This is a genomic window from Nocardioides rubriscoriae, from assembly GCF_008087085.1.
Taxonomy (GTDB): domain Bacteria; phylum Actinomycetota; class Actinomycetes; order Propionibacteriales; family Nocardioidaceae; genus Nocardioides; species Nocardioides rubriscoriae.
Genome location: NZ_VIYJ01000014.1, coordinates 1 through 17,256 on the forward strand (window position 1 = coordinate 1; position 17,256 = coordinate 17,256).

Genomic DNA, 17,256 nt, shown 5'->3' on the forward strand with positions numbered 1-17,256 from the left:
GGCCGCGCGCGGACTGTGCGGCGTAGGACAGGACCATGACGGCCAGGCGTCCGATGTCCTCGCGGGCCTGCTCGTCGGTGATGTCGTAGGTCTGGCCGAACCCGAACCCGAACCCGACGCGGGGGCGAGCATGGCCACCGCGGCCTGGACGTCGACGCGCACGTCGCCGGTGTGGACCGGCAGGTTGTAGGGCTCGGCCGGGGCCAGCCCGGGGGTGTAGGCGCCGTCGATGAGCAGGCCCCACACGTTCTCGAAGGGCACCCGCCCCACGAGGTCCTCGATGTCGACGCCGCGGTAGCGCAGCGCCGATCCTTCCTTGTCGGGCTCGGCGATCTCGGACTCGAAAGCGACGACTCCTTCGAGCCCGTGGTGTACCTCGGTCATGTCCCGTCCTTTCGTCGACGTGGTGAGGGGGCGCCGGCCGCCGGGGCGGGGTCGGTCGCGTCAGAGGGGTCGCGGGCGTCGAGCGCCGCACGCAGGCGGGACAGGATCTCGGTGAGGCCGGCGACCTCGTCGGTGGAGAGCGCTTCCGACAGCCTCTCCTCGACCCTCCGGATCGCCTGGTCGGCCTGGTCGAACGTCGCCCAGCCGAGGTCGGTCAGCGAGCACTCGATGAGGGACCGGTGCACGGCGTGCGGTCGCCGCGCGACCAGACCGTTGCCCTCGAGCCGCGTGAGCAGCGCGGCGACGGTCTGCGGTGTCACGCCGCACCGTCGTGCGATCTCGGCTCCCGTCGCACCGGGCACGGCGGACAGCACCAGCAGCACGGAGTAGTGCGCCACCGGGATGCCTACGGGCCGCAGTGCTTCTTCCTTCGCGGCCTGGCACGTGAGGTCGGTGAGCCGCAGGTGGGTGAGGAGGCGCTGGGTGTAGTCGTCGGCAGGACTCATGGGTGAACTATCGGTCGTTGCCCACCTCGGCGCCCACCCGGCACAGGCGAGCCGCGCCCGAGCCGGAGCCGGCGGCGACGAGGAAGACGAGGGGCCAGCTGACGGACCCCAGGGCGATGAGCAGGGCCGGGGCTGCGGTGACGGTCAGCCCGGTCGCGGTGTACTGCCGTCCCAGCGCCCGGCCCGCGCGCCCGGGGCCGGCGAGCTCGGCGGCGATCGTCGTCGTCACGGTGTTCCAGGAGACCGACAGCGCGCCGAGGACGAGGATGCACCCCACGGCGGCGACCTGCGCGGCCGTGCCCGGGGCCAGCGCCTCGACCGTCGCCGATGCCGCCGTCACCACCCACCCGACCGCGAGTGCGAGCGAGACGATCCTCAGCAGGCTGAGACGGGACGCGACCCGGTCCGCGACGGGGCCGCTGAGCAGACGCAGCGCAGCGCCGACGAGCTGAGCGGCACCGAGCACCGAGGCCGCCAGCCCCGCGGAGACGCCCACCTGGTCGACGAGGAAGAGGCCCGCGGCGCCGAGCACGAGGGCCTGGGAGACCGTCAGCAGGCAAGCGACCAGGACGAGGCGGCGCGAGTCGCTGCGACCCTGGGCGTCGTCGCCGTCCACGGCCGAGCCGACGGCTCCCGGGAAGGGGCCCGGCGGGCCGGGGCGTACCGCCACCAGGACGATGCCGGCCACCACCGTGGACGCGACGACCAGCACGGGGAACGCCCCCGACCGCACGTCGCCTCCCGCCGCGTGGGGCAGGACGAAGGCACCCAGGGCGGCGCCGACCGGCATGGCCGTCTGCCTGATGCCCATGGCGAGGCCACGACCCCGCCGCGGGAACCACGCGAGGACGGCGCTGCCGCTGGCGGCCGGGACGCTCGCGGCCCCGACCCCGGCCAGGGCGAGCGAGACCAGGAGGGTCACGTACCCGGCGTCGACGATCGCCATGGCACAGCCGACCGCACAGAGCGCCATGCCCGCCGACATGACGGAGCGCTCGCCCCACCGGTCGACCAGGCGGCCCCAGGGCCACAGCGCAGCGGTGAGGCCGAGGTTGAGGGCGCCGATCGCCAGTCCGAGCCGGGCGGCGTCGAGGTCGAGCCCGGCACTCAGCGTCGGAGCGATGGACGGCAGGCCCTGGAAGACGGCCGAGCTCACCACCTGGGCCGTGAAGCCGGCGGCCAGGACGACCCAGCGGTAGGGGTGTGCACCGACCACCTGCCCGACGAAGGGCTCAGTCGCCGACACAGCGGTGCGGGTCGGAGAACAGCTCGGGCAGGGCGGCCGAGGTGGTCAGGCGGGCGGTGCTGGCCAGGAGCAGCTCGGCCGCGGCCGTCACCTGCGCGCTGCTCGTCGACGTGCAGTCGGCGAGCACAACGACGTCGAAGTCGCGGTCGTGGGCGTCACGCGCGGTGGACAGCACCACCAGGTCGGTCGCCACCCCGCACAGCACCACGGAGGTGACGCCCCTGCTGCGCAGCAGCAGGTCGAGGTCGGTGGCCGCGAAGGCGCTCACGCGTCGCTTCAGCACGACCGGCTCGCCGTGCCGCGCCGCGACGGGTGGCGCGAGGCGCGTCCCCCAGTCGTCCTCGGCGAGGATGCCCGCGGCGGCGGCCCCGCCGAGGAGCGGCGACCCGGCGGGCGCGTCGACGTAACCGGGCCGCAAGCCCAGTCTCGTGTGGACGACGAGCGCGCCGGCCGCGCGGGCCGCGCGCAGCGCCTCGGCGCTGCGGCTCACCACCGACCGTTCGCGCGCCTGGTCGGCGTACCCCGCGCCGGCGAAGGCCCCCGCAGGATCGGTGCCGTCGTTGATGAGGTCCAGCATCAGCAGCGCTCGCGTCATGGTCACTCTTCTACGTCGACTGTCGTATATCAGGTATCTGATAGTAGATCGACACCTGCTGTCAAGGACGGCGGACCTGCCGACCGGATCCAGCCCCAGGGACGCTCGACATCAGGCAGGACGGCGGACCAGACTCGGTCACGTGACCACCACCATCGAGCCGACCCACACCTCGTCCCCGACGCAGGGCGCCGGGCCCCACGACGCGATCGCCCAGCAGAGGCGCCTGGTCACGGCGATCCCCGGGCCGCGCTCGGTGGAGCTGATGGCGCGCAAGAGCGCGGCGGTGGCCGCGGGCGTGGGCACCACCATGCCGGTGTTCGCCGCGCGCGCCGGCGGGGGCATCGTCGTCGACGTCGACGGCAACCACCTGATCGACCTGGGCTCCGGCATCGCGGTGACGACGGTCGGCAACGCCGCCCCGCGGGTCGTCGACGCCGTGCAGCGCCAGGTCGAGGCGTTCACCCACACCTGCTTCATGGTCACCCCGTACGCCGGCTACGTGGAGGTCTGCGAGGCCCTCAACCGGCTCACCCCGGGCGACCACGACAAGCGGTCCGCGCTGTTCAACTCCGGCGCCGAGGCGGTCGAGAACGCCGTCAAGGTCGCGCGCGCCCACACCCGCCGGCCGGCGGTCGTCGTCTTCGAGCACGGCTACCACGGACGCACCAACCTCACGATGGCGATGACGGCCAAGTCCATGCCCTACAAGTCGGGCTTCGGACCCTTCGCCGCCGAGGTCTACCGCGCCCCGCTGTCCTACCCGTTGCGTGACGGCGGCCTCGACGGGGCAGCGGCCGCACGTCGCGCGATCGAGGTCGTCGAGACCCAGGTCGGCGCCGGCAACCTGGCCGCGGTCGTCATCGAGCCGGTCCAGGGCGAGGGCGGCTTCATCGTGCCGGCCCCCGGCTTCCTGCCCGCGATCGCCGCGTGGTGCCGCGAGCACGGCGTCGTCTTCGTGGCCGACGAGGTGCAGACCGGCTTCGCTCGCACCGGGGCCATGTTCGCCTGCGACCACGAGCAGGTCGTCCCCGACCTCGTCGTCACCGCCAAGGGCATCGCCGGCGGGCTGCCGCTCTCGGCGGTCACCGGCCGCGCCGAGATGATGGACGCCGCCCACGTCGGCGGGCTCGGCGGCACCTACGGCGGCAACCCGCTGGCCTGCGCCGCGGCCCTCGCCGCGATCGAGACCATCGAGGCCGAGGGCCTGGTCGCGCGGGCCCGCGAGGTCGAGACCCTGATGAAGGCCCGGCTGCACGCGCTGCAGGCCGCCGACCCGCGGGTCGGCGACGTCCGCGGGCGCGGCGCGATGCTGGCCGTCGAGCTCGTCGTCGCCGGCACCCTCGAGCCCGACGCCGCCCTGGCCAAGCAGGTCGCCACCGCCGCCCACCGCGAGGGCGTCATCGTCCTGACCTGCGGCACCCACGGCAACGTGCTGCGCTTCCTGCCCCCGCTCAGCATCGGCGACGACCTGCTCCACGACGCGCTCGACGTCCTGGACGCGGCGTTCGCCGCGACTCGCTGACGGAGACCGGCAGCACAGGCAAGCGCCTCGATGCCCAGGCATCGGGTCATCGACCGCCCCCAAGGGTGAGTACCGGTAGCGGCGGCGCGCCTACGTTCGAGCGGTGAGTTTTCTCGGGCACATCGTCCGCACCAAGGACGTCGACACCGTCATCCACCAGAACGACCAGGCGCCCGAGGGCGAGGAGTCGTCCGGGCTGAAGCGGAGCCTCGGCGCCCGGGACCTGATGGGCTTCGGCATCGGGATCGTCATCGGCACCGGCATCTTCACCCTCACCGGCGTCGAGGCCAAGAACCACGCCGGTCCCGCGATCGTGGTGTCGTTCCTCATCGCCGGCGTCGTCAGCATGCTCGCCGCGCTCTGCTACGCCGAGCTCGCGGCCGCGGTGCCGACCGCCGGGTCGTCCTACACCTACGCCTACACGACGATCGGCGAGATCTTCGCCTGGATCATCGCCTGGGACCTGATCCTGGAGTTCGCGCTCGGCGCCGCGGTGGTCGCACGCGGGTGGTCGGGCTACCTGGGCAGCGCCCTCGACCTGCCCCACCAGTACTTCGGCGAGACCGACTCGACGGTCAACCTCGGCGCCGTCTTCATCGTGCTCGTGCTCGGTGCCGTCGCCGCCGTCGGCATCCGCGAGTCCAAGCTCGTCACCAACGGATTGGTCATCATCAAGGTCACCATCTGCATCTTCGTGATCGCCGTCGGCGCCTTCTTCCTCAAGGCCAGCAACCTCACGCCGTGGTTCCCGCCCTCGGAGCCGACCCCGTCCGACTCCCAGACCTCGGGCCTGGCCCAGCCGCTGTGGCAGTTCGTGTCGGGCGTCAACCCCGAGGCCTACGGCATCGCCGGCGTCTTCGTCGCGGCCGCCGTCGTGTTCTTCGCCTACTCCGGCTTCGAGGCCGTCGCCAACCTCGGCGAGGAGACCGACGACCCGGGTCGCGACATGCCGCGCGGGCTGCTCGGCACCCTGGCGATCTGCACCTTGCTTTACCTCGCCGTCTGCTTCGTGCTGACCGGGATGGTCAACTACAAGGACCTCGACGAGGGCGCCCCGATCTCCGAGGCCTTCCACTCCGTCGGCCTCGGCTGGGCGGGCGTGCTCATCGGCATCGCCGCCGTCGCCGGGCTGAGCTCGGTGATCCTGGTCGACATCGTCGCGATGGGCCGCATCGGCTTCGCGCTGTGCCGCGACGGCCTGCTGCCCCCGTCGATCGGCGCGATCCACCCGAAGTACCAGACACCGTTCCGGATCACCGTCGGCACCACCCTCGTCGTCGCCGTGATCGCCGCATTCGTGCCGCTCGCGACGCTGGCCGAGATGGTGTCGATCGGCACCCTCTTCGCCTTCGTCGTCGTGGCGATCGCGGTCGCCGTGCTGCGCCGTACCAAGCCCCAGATGGAGCGCCCGTTCCGGACCCCGTCGGTGCCGCTGCTGCCGATCGTGTCGGCGGTGTGCTGCGTCGGGCTCATGTCGAGCCTGGCCGTCGAGACGTGGTTGCGGTTCGTCGTCTGGCTGGTCATCGGGCTGGCCGTTTACGCCGGCTACGGCTTCCGGCACTCCGCGCTGGGCCGGGGCGTGACCGGCAAGGTGACCGCCGGCTGACCGGGTGTGACCCGCTCACGCGTGGACGGCGGCGCGGCGGTGAACCAGCCACCGATACAGGGGCTGCTGCCGCCTCAGAAGGTGGCTGACGCACCGCTACCGCATGTCGCACTTGGGGCGTCAGGGTCGGGCGCTCGCCCCATCGCCGGACCGACCCGTCGCGTGTACGCGACGGGTCGGCGTCTTCGGGCGGAGCGCTCGTAGCGGCACACGTCGTGTTCGGTTGCTCCGATGGCACACTGCTGCGATGACCACCGACGTTGCTGCACCTGATGCGACTGTCACCCGGACGCGCAACCAGCACGTACTCGTGGTCGTAGTTGTCATCGTTGCCGCCATCGCGGCGACCGTTGTCTGGCGGGTGACCGACCTCCGCTCCGGGCCGCCTCAGGTGCTCGGTCCGAGAGTGGGCGGCTTCGGCTTCGCTGCAGATCCCGTGCCGCTCCGTGAGTCGACGCTTCAGGTGGGGATCATGGCCCCGTACCGGGGGACAGAGGACCCCGAGACGTTGACCTTTCAGTCCGCCACGGCGCACTTCCGGCGCAACACTGCCGAAGCGACCGCAACCATCTCGGTGTGCCTGCCGCGCAACTCCCCGAACGGCGGACTGGGCGGAGGCGGTGCGGTGCGTGCACCCACGCTGGAGGAGTTCTGCCGGAGCTCCAGGCCGGTCGTCCCCGGCACGACCCTCCGATGGGGCACCGAATCCATGGAGGGCGAGTTCCTCGTCCTCACCATCCGCCCAACCCGTCCTGGCGTCGCGGAGATCGACTCGTTCGCGTTCGACTACGCCCGCGATGACGCGCACGGCGGACAGAGCGGGGTTGAGCGCATCGACGGTCAGAAGTTCGTCGTCCGGGCACGCTGAGCACTCAGGTGGCAGGACCACTCATCGGCAGAGGAGTGCGCGCGGGCCTCAACGGGGGCGCACCCCCAGTAACGTCGCGCCCCGAGCCCAGGACCACGCGCAGGCACCTTGCCGGGTCGCTGCCGCACGGCCCACGATGGCCGCCATGCCCCGAGCCGCGGTCGTCCTGCCCGGCGCTGCGTACGTCGCCCTCGTGGTCGCCGACAGCGTGGCCGCTGCGCGGCGCACCACCGCCTCCCGGCGGCTGCGGCACGTGCTCAAGCCGGCGTTGATGCCCACGCTCGCGGCAGCGTTCCTGCAGGCCACGCGCGGCGGCGCAGGCGGCGCCGGCACCGAGCGCCTGCGCACCGGGACGGCGGCCGCCCAGCTGCTCTCCTGGGGCGGCGACGTGGCGCTGCTCGGCACGTCCGAGCGGTCGTTCCTGACCGGCGTCGGCTCCTTCTCCGGGGCGCACGTCGCCTACATCGCGGCGTTCGCCTCGGTGCGCGGCGGGCGCGCGGACCGCGACACCGCCGCCCCTCGCGGCGACGCTCGGCCTCTGGCTGACCGCCGCCCCCCTGATGAGTGCGGCGGCCGCGCGACAGGACCCGGCGCTGCGGGTCGCGGTCGCTGCCTACGCGACCATCGTGTCGGCCATGTTCGCAGGCTCCCACCAGCTCGACCCCGCTCTGCCGCTGCGAGCGCGCCGAGCCCTGCGCGCCGGCGCGGCGCTCTTCCTGCTCTCCGACAGCGTGCTGGCGTCGCAGAAGTTCCTGCTCGCCGAGCCGCGACCGCTGCTCGAGCTCGTCGTCATGTCGACCTACACCGCGGGCCAGGGCCTGATCGCGGCGGGCGCGGCCCAGGCGCGGTGATCCGCGCGGAGGCCGACGCAGCCGTGACGACCTGACGTCGACGTAACTCCGCGTTGTGACCGGCGTTACTGCTACATGCGGTCCCCCCGACTGACGCTGTTCCGACTCAGCCTGCTGACCCTGGTGCTGACCGCGACGCTGCTCGTCGCGGGTCCTCAGGCCCAGGCCCAGCCCCAGCCGCGAGGCCGGACCCAGGCCCCGACCCAGGACCGCGCCGTGGTCGACGGGCGCGCCCGCTTCCGGGTGATCACGCCCAGCCTGATCCGGATGGAGTACGCCGCCGACGGCCGCTTCGAGAACACGCCGACCGTGACCGTGCCCGACCGCGACGGAGCGGCACCGCGTTTCACCACCGGCGTGGAAGGCGCTTGGCGGGTGATCCGGACCGACCGGGTCGAGCTGCGCTGGCGACGGGGTCGTGACTTCAGCGCCGGCAACCTCGTCCTCACCTTCCGCGACGGCAGCAGGTCGCGCACGGTGCGGCCGCGCCCCGACGCCCGGCACTCCTACCTCGGCGGGTGGACGCGGGGGCTCGACCTCTCGACCGGCCGGGAGCCGCTCAACCACGGCATCCTGACCCGGGAGGGCTGGTACGTCGTCGACGACACCGACACCGCCCTGCTGGTCGACCGGGGCCCCGGCTTCCGGGTCCGACCGCAGCGCTCCGGCACCTACCGCGACTGGTACGCCTTCGCCTACGGCCACGACCTCCGCCGGGCCCTGGCCGACCTGCGCACGCTGACGGGGGCCGCCCCGTTGCTGCCGCGCAACGCGTTCGGCGTGTGGTTCTCGAAGTACTTCGCCTACACCGATGCCGAGTTCCGCGCACTCGTGGAGCGCTTCGACACCGAGCGCGTGCCGCTCGACACGCTCTCGCTCGACACCGACTTCAAGCGCCAGAACGACCCGATCGGCTCGGCCCTGGCCACCCTCGTGGTGGGGCAGCCGGGCCGGATGTTCGCGTGGAACGGGTGGGACTGGAACAAGGACCTGTTCCCCGACCCCGACACGTTCGTCGACTGGGCCCAGCGCCGCGACCTCGCCCTGATCGCCAACATCCACCCGTCGATCAGCAGCAACGACCCGCAGTTCGAGGCCACCGACCGGGCGGCCGGCGGCCTCGCGGCGAGCCAGGACTGCCGGACCATCCAGGCCGACACCACCGGCCAGTGCCACGTCTTCGACTGGACCGACCCGCGCCAGCTCACGGCGTACTTCGACCTGCACGACACGCTCGCCGCCACCGGGATCGACGCGTTCTGGCTCGACTGGTGCTGCGAGGCCCAGGGCGCCGCGGACGCCCCCGGGCTCAGCCCCGACACCTGGATCAACTCGCAGTACGCCGCCTACAACCGCGGGCTGGGCAGCCGGTGGCCGGCGCTGTCGCGCATCGGTGGCGAGTACCGCAACGACGGTTCCTACGGCGACCGCAGCGTGGGCGCCGGGGGCACGGGCGCCCTGGCCGAGCACCGCAGCGCCATCCACTTCACCGGTGACACCTGCGCCACGTGGGAGATGCTGGCCTTCGAGGCCGAGCACACCGCGGCCGAGTCCGCGATCGGCATGCCCTACGTGAGCCACGACATCGGCAGCTTCAACGGCGCGCCCCAGGGCGGCGAGTGCAACGCGGTCACCGCCGCGGTGGCGAGGGCACCGCTCCCCGACGACCTCTACGTCCGGTGGCTGCAGCTCGGCACGTTCCAGCCGCTCGACCGGGTGCACTCCAACCACGGCCAGCGCCTGCCCTGGGAGTACGCCGGCCGGACCCGCAGCGCCGCGACGAAGGCCCTGCGGCTGCGTGGCGAGATGGTGCCGTACACGTACACCGCAGCCCGACGGGCCGTCGACACCGGCCTGCCGATCAACGGGCCGCTCTACCTGCGCTGGCCCCGCCAGGAGGCGGCGTACCGGCACCCGACCCAGTTCACCTTCGGCCGCGACCTCGTGGTCGCGCCCGTGACGACGCCGGGCACGCGCGCGGCGGTGCGGCTGTGGGTGCCGCCGGGGCAGTGGGTCGAGCGGACCACGGGGCGGCGTCTGAGCGGCCCCTCGGTCGCCACGGTCGAGGTCGGGCTGGACCACGTCCCGGTCCTGGTGCGGGCCGGCTCGGTGCTCCCGACCCACCGCGTCGGCGCCAACGCGGGCGTGGCCCCGACGACGCGGATGGTGCTCACCGCCTACCCGGGACGACGCGGCGGCGGCCAGCTCTACGACGACGCCGGCACCGGTTTCGGCTACGAGCGCAGCGCCTTCACGCGGACCTCCTTCGACCAGCAGCGACGCAGCGGCACGGTGACGGTCCGGATCGGGCGCGCGGTCGGCGGCTTCGACGGAGCGCTGAGGGCGCGCACCTGGGAGCTCCGGGTGCTCGCCGTCGACCGGCCCACGACGGTGCAGGTGGACGGACGACGCGTCAGCACCTGGTCCTACGACGCCAGGACCCGGTCGGTCCGGGTGGTGCTCGCGCGGGTGCCCAGCAGCCGCGGCGCGACGGTGCGGCTCGGCTGAGTCACCACCCCCACTCCATCTCCTCCACCACCTGGTCGCGCAGGTCGGGCCCCGCGAGCAGGTCCACCGCGTGCAGCGACAGGTCGATGCCCGCGGAGACCCCGGCCGAGGTCCAGACGCGGTCGGAGCTCTGCACGAAGCGGCGACCCGTCACCACCGTGACGGACGGCGAGAGCGCGGCCAGCTCGTCCAGCGCCCCGTGGTGGGTCGCCGCCGGGCGGTCGTCGAGCAGCCCGGCGGCCGCCAGCACCAGGGCGCCGGTGCACACCGAGAGCACCAGCTGCGCCTCGTGCGCGGCCGAGCGCACCCAGTCGACGACCTCGCGGTCGCCGAGCAGGCGACGGGTCCCGGCGCCGCCCGGGACGACCAGGACGTCGGGGTAGCCGTCGTCCCCGAGGTCGGCGTCGGGCACCACGGCGAAGCCACCGCGGCCCACCACCTGACCGGCGCGGGTCCCGATGGACCGGACCTGCGGGCGGGGGCCGGGCCAGCGCTCGCTGGCGACGTTGAAGACCTCGTAGGGGCCTGCGTAGTCGAGCACCTCCATGTCGTCGAAGGCCAGGATGCCCATCGTGCGGATCGATGTCGGGGACGTCATGCGGACAGCCTCGCGCCGCCCGGCGACCGGGAGCCAGTGGCACGGATGCCGTGAAGTGCAAGGATCTGGCCATGCCCGTGACCCGTGTCGTCGTCCTGCTGGTCGAGCCCGTCGTCGCCTACGACGCCGCGATCCCGGCCCAGGTGCTCGGCCAGGCGCGCAGCGCGACCGACGAGCGCCTGTACGACGTCGCGCTGGCGAGCCACGACGGTGCGACGGTCCGCACCACCCACGGCTACGGCCTGACCCCCCACGGCGACGCCCGGCTGGTCGAGGCGGCCGACGTCGTGGTCGTGCCCGGCACCCACAGCCCCGGTCCGCGCCACGAGGGCCGGCTCCCGGCCGAGGTCGCGCGGGCGCTCGACCGCCGACGGCCGGGCGCTCGGGTGGCGTCGATCTGCACCGGCGCCTTCGTCCTCGCGGCGGCGGGCCTGCTCGACGGCCGCAGGGCGACGACGCACTGGAGCGCGGCCGAGGAGTTCGAGCGGCTCTACCCACGCGTCGACCTGGACCCGCGCGTGCTCTACGTCGACGACGGCGACGTGCTGACCTCCGCCGGTCTCAGCGCCGGCGTCGACCTGTGCCTGCACCTGATCCGCACGGCGGCCGGGGCCCAGGTCGCCCACCGGGTCGCCCGCCACATGGTGGTGCCGCCGTGGCGCGACGGCGGCCAGGCCCAGTTCATCGAGACACCGCTGCCGGAGATGGGCGACCAGTCCACGACCGGCGCCCGCGCCTGGGCGCTGGCCCACCTCGCCGACCGGGTGACGCTGCCCCAGCTGGCCCAGCAGGCGTCGATGAGCGTGCGGACGTTCAACCGCCGGTTCCGCGCCGAGACCGGCCTGACGCCCGGCGCCTGGCTGGTCCAGCAGCGACTCCGGCACGCCCAGCGGCTCCTCGAGGCGGGCGACCTCGGCGTGGACGAGGTCGCCGCGCGCTCCGGCTTCGGCACCGCGGCCTCGCTGCGGGCCCACCTGCGAGCCGCGACCGGGGTCTCCCCCTCCGCCTACCGCGCGACGTTCCGCCTCGCCGACTGAGCGTGCGCCTCCCCGGGAATACCCCGGGCCCGGTCGTTGTCCCTATAGTTGAACTTTCAACCTCACCACCCCAGGAGCACACCATGGCCCTCTTCAGCCGCAAGAACCGCACCCCCGCGACGACGTCCGCGCCCGCCACCGGCAGCACCCCGACCACCGCGACCACCACGGCCGTCGCGCCCGACATCAGCGGGAGCTACACGATCGACCCGTCGCACACCCGCGTCGGCTTCAACGCCCGCCACGCGATGGTGACCTCGGTCCGCGGCGCCTTCGGCGACCTCAGCGGCCACGCGGTCGTCGACACCGCGGTGCCGTCGTCGTCGTCGGTCGAGCTCGTCCTCAAGACCGCGTCGGTCGACACCGGGTCGGCCGACCGCGACGGCCACCTGGTCTCCGCCGACTTCTTCGACGCCGAGACCCACCCCGACATCACGTTCGCCTCGACCGCGGTCGTGCGCGACGGCGACACCTGGTCGATCACCGGCGACCTGACCATCAAGGGCACCACCAAGCCGGTGACCATCGACTTCGACTTCCTCGGCACCTCGCTCGACCCGTTCGGCAACACCCGCATCGGGTTCGAGGGCGCCACGACGGTCAACCGCAAGGACTGGGGCCTGACCTGGAACGCCGCGCTCGAGACCGGCGGCGTCCTGGTCTCCGACAAGATCAAGCTCGAGTTCGACGTCTCGGCGATCAAGAACGCCTGACACCCCGCGACACACAGCGACACCCAGCAACAGAAGGCCCCGTACGCCGCCGGCGCACGGGGTCCTCTCGTCGAGCGGCCCAGCGGCCGGGCGGCCGTCAGCCCAGGTCGACGCCCAGGCGCTCGGTCAGCTCGTCGCGGGTGGTGCCGAAGGCCTCGAGCAGCCGGACGCCGCCGGCCCCGACCTCGAAGGTCGCGAGGTCGGTGTAGAGCCGGCTCACGCAGCCGAGCCCGGTCAGCGGGTAGGTGCACGTCGGCACCAGCTTGGGCGTGCCGTCGTTGGCGAACAGCGTCATCATCACGAAGACCTGCTTGGCCCCGATGGCGAGGTCCATCGCCCCACCCACGGCCGGGATCGCGTCGGGCTCACCGGTGTGCCAGTTGGCCAGGTCGCCGCGCACCGAGACCTGGAAGGCCCCGAGCACGCAGACGTCGAGGTGGCCGCCGCGCATCATCGCGAACGAGTCGGCCTGGTGGAAGTACGACGCCCCGGGCAGCGCGGTGACCGGGATCTTGCCGGCGTTGGTCAGGTCGGGGTCGAGCGGGTCGTCGGGGCCGCCGCGGGCCGCCGGCCCCATGCCGAGCATGCCGTTCTCGGTGTGGAGCACCACGCCGGAGCCCGGCGGGAGGTGGTCGGCGACCAGGGTGGGCTGGCCGATGCCGAGGTTGACGAAGGACCCGGCGGGGATGTCGCGCGCGATCGCGGCCGCGATCTGCTCCTTGGTGCGGGCCGCGCTCACGCGACCACGACCCGGTCGACGTAGATGCCCGGGGTCACGACCACCTCGGGATCGATCTCCCCGACGTCGACGACCTCGCTGACCTGGACCACGGTGGTCGCTGCGGCGGTGGCCATGACAGGCCCGAAGTTGCGCGCCGTCCTGCGGTAGACGAGGTTGCCCGCGCGGTCGGCCCGGTGGGCGCAGACGAGCGCGACGTCGCCCTTGATCGGCATCTCGAGCACGTAGGTGCGCCCGTCGATCTCGCGGGTCTCCTTGCCCTCGGCCAGCGGCGTACCGACCCCGGTGGGGCAGAAGAACGCGCCGATGCCGGCGCCGGCGGCGCGCATCCGCTCGGCGAGGTTGCCCTGGGGCACGAGCTCGAGCTCGATGCGACCCTCGCGGTAGAGAGCGTCGAAGACCCACGAGTCGACCTGGCGGGGGTAGGAGCACACGACCTTGCGCACGCGGCCCTTGGCCAGCAGGGCCGCGAGGCCGACGTCGGCGTTGCCGGCGTTGTTGGAGACCACCGTGAGATCGGTGGCGCCCTGGTCGATCAGGGCGTCGATGAGGGTGAAGGGCATCCCGGCCGGGCCGAAGCCACCGACCAGCACGGTGCTGCCGTCGGCCACGTCGGCCACCGCCTCGGCTGCGGAGTCGCAGATCGTCACCACGCTCAGGACACGTTCTCGAGCACGACGGCCAGCGCCTGACCGACGCCGATGCAGATCGCAGCGACGCCCCAGCGCTCGCCGCTGCGCTGCAGCCGGTGCGCGAGGGTGCCGAGGATGCGGGCGCCGCTGGCACCGAGCGGGTGGCCGATCGCGATCGCCCCACCCATGGCGTTGACGATCTCCGGGTCGACCATCCCCTCGCCCAGCCACGCGTCGACGCACGCCAGCGACTGCACCGCGAAGGCCTCGTTGAGCTCGACCGCACCCACGTCGGCCCAGGTGATCCCGGCCCTCGCCAGGGCCTTGTCGGCCGCCTCGACCGGCGCGAACCCGAAGTCCTGCGGGTCCAGGGCGTGCGAGCCTCTGCCGGCGATGCGGGCGACCGGGTCGAGACCGAGAGCAGCGCTCTCGCTTGCGATGAGGACCGCGGACGCCCCGTCGTTGAGGGGGGACGCGTTGCCCGCGGTGATCGTGCCGTCCGTGCGGAACGACGGCTTGAGACCGGCCAGCCTGTCGGCGGTCGACCCGGCCCGGATGCCCTCGTCGCGGACGAGGTCGACGCCGGGCACCGGCACCACCAGGTCGTCGTAGAAGCCGGACTCCCACGCGGCAGCCGCAAGGTTGTGCGACCGCGCCGCGAACTCGTCCTGGCGCTCGCGCGAGATCGAGAACCGGTCGCCCAGCGCCTCGTTGGCCTCCCCCAGCGAGACGGTCCACTCGGCCGGCATCCGCTCGTTGACCAGCCGCCAGCCGAGCGTCGTCGACACGGCCGTGACGTTGCCGGCCGGGTAGGCGCGCGACGGCTTGGGCAGCACCCACGGCGCCCGCGTCATCGACTCGACACCGCCGGCGACCACCACCTCGGCGTCACCGCACTCCACCACTCGTGAGGCGATCATCGCCGCGTCGAGCGACGAGCCGCACAGACGGTTGACCGTGGTGGCCGGCACCGACGTCGGCAGGCCGGCGAGCAGCACCGCCATCCGGCCGACGTTGCGGTTGTCCTCCCCCGCACCGTTGGCGTTGCCCCACACCACCTCGCCGACGTCGGCCGGGGCGAGACCGGGCGCCTGGGCCAGCACCCCGGTCAGCGCGACCGCGGCGAGGTCGTCGGGACGCACCTCGGCCAGGGCGCCGCCGAAGCGGCCGAACGGCGTGCGGGCAGCGGCGTACACGTAGGCATGGGGCACGCCCCGAGCGTAGGCCGACCGGGCTCCGGCCGCGCACGACCCAGCGGTCAGCCGGCGTACGCCGCGCGCCCCTGGGTCGCCGACGTCCCGAGGTCGCTGCCGTTCAGCGGCTCGCCGGCCTGCACGGCGGCGACCCAGGCGTCGGTGGTCGCGACGGCCGCGAAGTTGGACTGGAGCAGCACCATCAGGACCTCGTGGACCTGCTGGGCGGGCACCGAGCCGAGCTCGTTGGTCAGGTGGATGGCGCCGGTGGCGTCGGACAGGACCTCGGCCGCCAGGCCCAGCTCCTCAGCGCCGACGGCAGTGGCGAGGTCACAGTTGTTGGTCATGAAGCCGACGAGCGTCACGGTGTCGACCCCCTGCTCGGCGAGCCAGCCGGCGACGTCGGTGCCGGCGAAGACGCTCGCCTTGTCCTTGGTGGCCGACTTCCACGTCGGGCGACGCAGCGCCTCGACCTGCGGGTGCAGCTGCCAGCTGTGCGAGCCGACGGCGAAGACCGGAGCCCCCTCGGGCAGCTGGTGCTGGACCATCACGACCGGCAGGTCGTGCTCGTGGGCGGCCTCGAGGGCGCGCACGACGTTGGCGATGGACTGCTCGCGGGGCGGGTGCTGGATGGCGAGGACGCCATCGACGTACTCGTTCTGGACGTCGACGACGATGAGTGCGCGGCGGGGTGTGGTCATGGATCCAGCGTGCCCCGCGTCGAACGGGTAGCGTGAGTGGCCCGTACGCCACCTATCGATGGGATCGGGCCACGATGCGCATCGCCGTGCACGCCTTCGACGGCATCACGATGTTCCACCTGTCCGCGCCGCTGCTCGTCTTCGGCGTGGTCGGCCGCCTGGGACTTGCCCCCGACTGGGAGACGACGGTGTGGACCAGCGACGGCGAGGCGATCCGCACGGCCGAGGGGCTCAGCGTCGGCGTCGTCAGCGGTCCCGAGGTGCTCGCCGACGCCGACCTGGTGGTGCTGCCGTCGTGGCCCAGCGACCTGCCCGTGGCCGACGACCGGCTCGTGCGCGACGTGCGCGCGGCCCACGACCGGGGCGCGAGCATCGCCGGGCTGTGCCTGGGGGCGTTCCCGGTGGTCGACGCGGGACTCCTCGACGGACGGGTCGCGGTCACCCACTGGGCGGCCGTCGACCGGCTCGCCGCGCGCCGCCCGGGCGTCGGGGTCGACGCCGCCGCGCTCTACCGCGACTACGGCGACGTGCTCACCTCGGCCGGCACCGCCTCGGCCCTCGACGCCTGCGTCGACGTCGTGCGCACCCGCCTCGGCTCCGCCGTGGCCACCACCGTCTCGCGCCACCTCGTGGTCGCACCCCACCGCGACGGCGACCAGGCGCAGTACGTCGAGCGACCCGTCACCGAGCCCGGCGGTGTGGGCCACCTGGCGCCGACCCTGGAGTGGGCCCAGTGCCACCTCCACGAACCGCTCTCCGTCGACGACCTGGCCCGCCACGCACGCATGAGCCGGCGCAACTTCACCCGCCGCTTCGAGGAGGTCACCGGCACCAGCCCGGCCCGGTGGGTGCTGGCCCGGCGGCTCGACGAGTCGCGCCGACTCCTGGAGACCACGGACCGGCCGGTCGCCGAGGTGGCCCGCGCCTGCGGGTTCGCCAGCGCGGTGACGTTCCGGCAGCGCTTCGTCGCGGCCTACGCGACCACCCCCTCGTCGTACCGCAGCCGGTTCACCTCGCCGGGACCGGTCGACGGCCACCCCTGACCGCTGCGCCCCAGCCGGCCGAGGCGGTGGTCGTCCCGGTGGTCGTCCCGATGCTGCTCCCGGTCCAGACCACTGCGGCCGGGACCGTACCTCCGGGGGCATCGGGTCGTTGGTCCACGCATCAACCGACATCGGGGACCAGCTCCCCGCCGACCCAGGAGTCGTCGTGACCGCTCGATCCGCGAGGCCCATCTCGGCCCTCACCGTGGTCAGCGACGACACGAGCCTGGACCCGGCTCTGGCCGACCGCATCGTGCTGGAGCTGCTCTTCGAGTGGTGCCGTGACCCGCACGCCGTCCCTCCCGACACCAGCCAGCTGATGTACGCCCTCACCGTGTGCTGTGACGGCGACGCCGGCACGTCGCGCCCCCTCGGCTTGTGCGGCGGCTGCTACGCCACCCCTGCCTGAGCACGACCCGGTCGCCGACGAGCCTGGGCAGCGAAGGCGCGTGTCGTCGACCCCTGGCCACGAGGCGCCTACCGAGGTCGAGCTCCGAGGCCGCCGAACGCC

Annotated in this window: 17 protein-coding genes and 2 pseudogenes; 10 read left to right on the forward strand and 9 right to left on the reverse strand. The window is 73.3% G+C overall.

Annotated elements, in window-relative coordinates; all coding sequences use genetic code 11:
* The 4 genes from FZC61_RS21020 to FZC61_RS21035 form a co-directional block, all read right to left on the reverse strand.
* A partial coding sequence (locus tag FZC61_RS21020) for a citrate/2-methylcitrate synthase (protein WP_425465829.1) occupies positions 1 to 384 on the reverse strand: 384 nt, incomplete at its 3' end.
* Positions 381 to 890 (reverse strand): MarR family winged helix-turn-helix transcriptional regulator, encoded by a 510-nt coding sequence (locus tag FZC61_RS21025; RefSeq protein ID WP_148616155.1) that lies wholly within the window; start codon positions 888 to 890, stop codon positions 381 to 383. The genes FZC61_RS21020 and FZC61_RS21025, both read right to left, overlap by 4 nt.
* 7 nt (positions 891 to 897) lie before the next feature.
* Positions 898 to 2,106, reverse strand: a complete 1,209-nt coding sequence (locus FZC61_RS21030; RefSeq protein WP_170286208.1) for an MFS transporter — start codon at positions 2,104 to 2,106, stop codon at positions 898 to 900.
* Positions 2,107 to 2,122: 16 nt separating this feature from the next.
* The gene (locus FZC61_RS21035; RefSeq protein WP_148616160.1) at positions 2,123 to 2,731 is read right to left on the reverse strand and encodes a cysteine hydrolase family protein; all 609 of its coding nucleotides are present in this window, start codon (positions 2,729 to 2,731) and stop codon (positions 2,123 to 2,125) included.
* A 154-nt stretch (positions 2,732 to 2,885) separates the two neighbouring features.
* Between FZC61_RS21035 and gabT the strand changes: the two genes are divergently transcribed.
* The 6 genes and pseudogenes from gabT to FZC61_RS21060 all read left to right on the forward strand — a co-directional run bounded on the left by gabT (position 2,886) and on the right by FZC61_RS21060 (position 10,089).
* The gene (gabT, locus tag FZC61_RS21040) at positions 2,886 to 4,256 is read left to right on the forward strand and encodes a 4-aminobutyrate--2-oxoglutarate transaminase (protein WP_148616287.1); all 1,371 of its coding nucleotides are present in this window, start codon (positions 2,886 to 2,888) and stop codon (positions 4,254 to 4,256) included.
* A 103-nt stretch (positions 4,257 to 4,359) separates the two neighbouring features.
* On the forward strand, positions 4,360 to 5,862 hold the full coding sequence (locus tag FZC61_RS21045) for an APC family permease (RefSeq protein WP_246142835.1): 1,503 nt from the start codon (positions 4,360 to 4,362) through the stop codon (positions 5,860 to 5,862).
* Between the two features lie 247 nt (positions 5,863 to 6,109).
* On the forward strand, positions 6,110 to 6,730 hold the full coding sequence (locus FZC61_RS21050; RefSeq protein ID WP_148616162.1) for a hypothetical protein: 621 nt from the start codon (positions 6,110 to 6,112) through the stop codon (positions 6,728 to 6,730).
* Between the two features lie 145 nt (positions 6,731 to 6,875).
* Positions 6,876 to 7,205 (forward strand): annotated as a pseudogene (locus FZC61_RS24125) (lysoplasmalogenase family protein); the annotation flags it as partial.
* Positions 7,206 to 7,245: 40 nt separating this feature from the next.
* Positions 7,246 to 7,581: pseudogene (locus FZC61_RS24015) on the forward strand (lysoplasmalogenase family protein); the annotation flags it as partial.
* Positions 7,582 to 7,656: 75 nt separating this feature from the next.
* Positions 7,657 to 10,089 (forward strand): glycoside hydrolase family 31 protein, encoded by a 2,433-nt coding sequence (locus tag FZC61_RS21060; protein ID WP_148616166.1) that lies wholly within the window; start codon positions 7,657 to 7,659, stop codon positions 10,087 to 10,089.
* Position 10,090: 1 nt separating this feature from the next.
* Here FZC61_RS21060 and FZC61_RS21065 read toward each other — a convergent pair whose 3' ends face one another.
* Positions 10,091 to 10,687, reverse strand: coding sequence for a DJ-1/PfpI family protein (locus FZC61_RS21065; protein ID WP_246142836.1), 597 nt, complete (start codon positions 10,685 to 10,687; stop codon positions 10,091 to 10,093).
* Between the two features lie 71 nt (positions 10,688 to 10,758).
* Between FZC61_RS21065 and FZC61_RS21070 the strand changes: the two genes are divergently transcribed.
* Positions 10,759 to 11,724 carry a GlxA family transcriptional regulator gene (locus FZC61_RS21070; RefSeq protein WP_148616167.1) on the forward strand — a complete coding sequence of 322 codons (966 nt, stop codon included), beginning with the start codon at positions 10,759 to 10,761 and terminating at the stop codon, positions 11,722 to 11,724.
* 83 nt (positions 11,725 to 11,807) lie between these two features.
* Complete coding sequence (locus FZC61_RS21075; RefSeq protein ID WP_148616169.1) at positions 11,808 to 12,437, forward strand: YceI family protein; 630 nt, start codon at positions 11,808 to 11,810, stop codon at positions 12,435 to 12,437.
* A 97-nt stretch (positions 12,438 to 12,534) separates the two neighbouring features.
* Here the strand turns inward: FZC61_RS21075 and FZC61_RS21080 are convergent, their stop codons facing one another.
* From FZC61_RS21080 to FZC61_RS21095, 4 genes are read right to left on the reverse strand one after another with little or no spacing between them, the layout of a single operon-like run.
* A complete protein-coding gene (locus FZC61_RS21080) occupies positions 12,535 to 13,176 on the reverse strand; it encodes a 3-oxoacid CoA-transferase subunit B (RefSeq protein ID WP_148616171.1) in 642 nt (213 codons plus the stop codon).
* Positions 13,173 to 13,826: a 3-oxoacid CoA-transferase subunit A gene (locus FZC61_RS21085; RefSeq protein WP_246142837.1), complete on the reverse strand. Its 654-nt coding sequence runs from the start codon at positions 13,824 to 13,826 to the stop codon at positions 13,173 to 13,175. The genes FZC61_RS21080 and FZC61_RS21085 overlap by 4 nt, the downstream gene beginning before the upstream one ends.
* A gap of 5 nt (positions 13,827 to 13,831) precedes the next feature.
* Positions 13,832 to 15,019, reverse strand: coding sequence for a thiolase family protein (locus FZC61_RS21090; RefSeq protein ID WP_148616173.1), 1,188 nt, complete (start codon positions 15,017 to 15,019; stop codon positions 13,832 to 13,834).
* A gap of 47 nt (positions 15,020 to 15,066) precedes the next feature.
* Positions 15,067 to 15,702, reverse strand: coding sequence for an isochorismatase family protein (locus tag FZC61_RS21095; RefSeq protein ID WP_148616175.1), 636 nt, complete (start codon positions 15,700 to 15,702; stop codon positions 15,067 to 15,069).
* 74 nt (positions 15,703 to 15,776) lie between these two features.
* On the opposite strand from FZC61_RS21095, the gene FZC61_RS21100 reads away from it, so the two are divergent.
* The gene (locus FZC61_RS21100; RefSeq protein ID WP_148616177.1) at positions 15,777 to 16,745 is read left to right on the forward strand and encodes a GlxA family transcriptional regulator; all 969 of its coding nucleotides are present in this window, start codon (positions 15,777 to 15,779) and stop codon (positions 16,743 to 16,745) included.
* Between the two features lie 166 nt (positions 16,746 to 16,911).
* Complete coding sequence (locus tag FZC61_RS21105; RefSeq protein ID WP_148616179.1) at positions 16,912 to 17,154, forward strand: hypothetical protein; 243 nt, start codon at positions 16,912 to 16,914, stop codon at positions 17,152 to 17,154.
* The last annotated feature ends 102 nt before the right edge of the window (positions 17,155 to 17,256 follow it).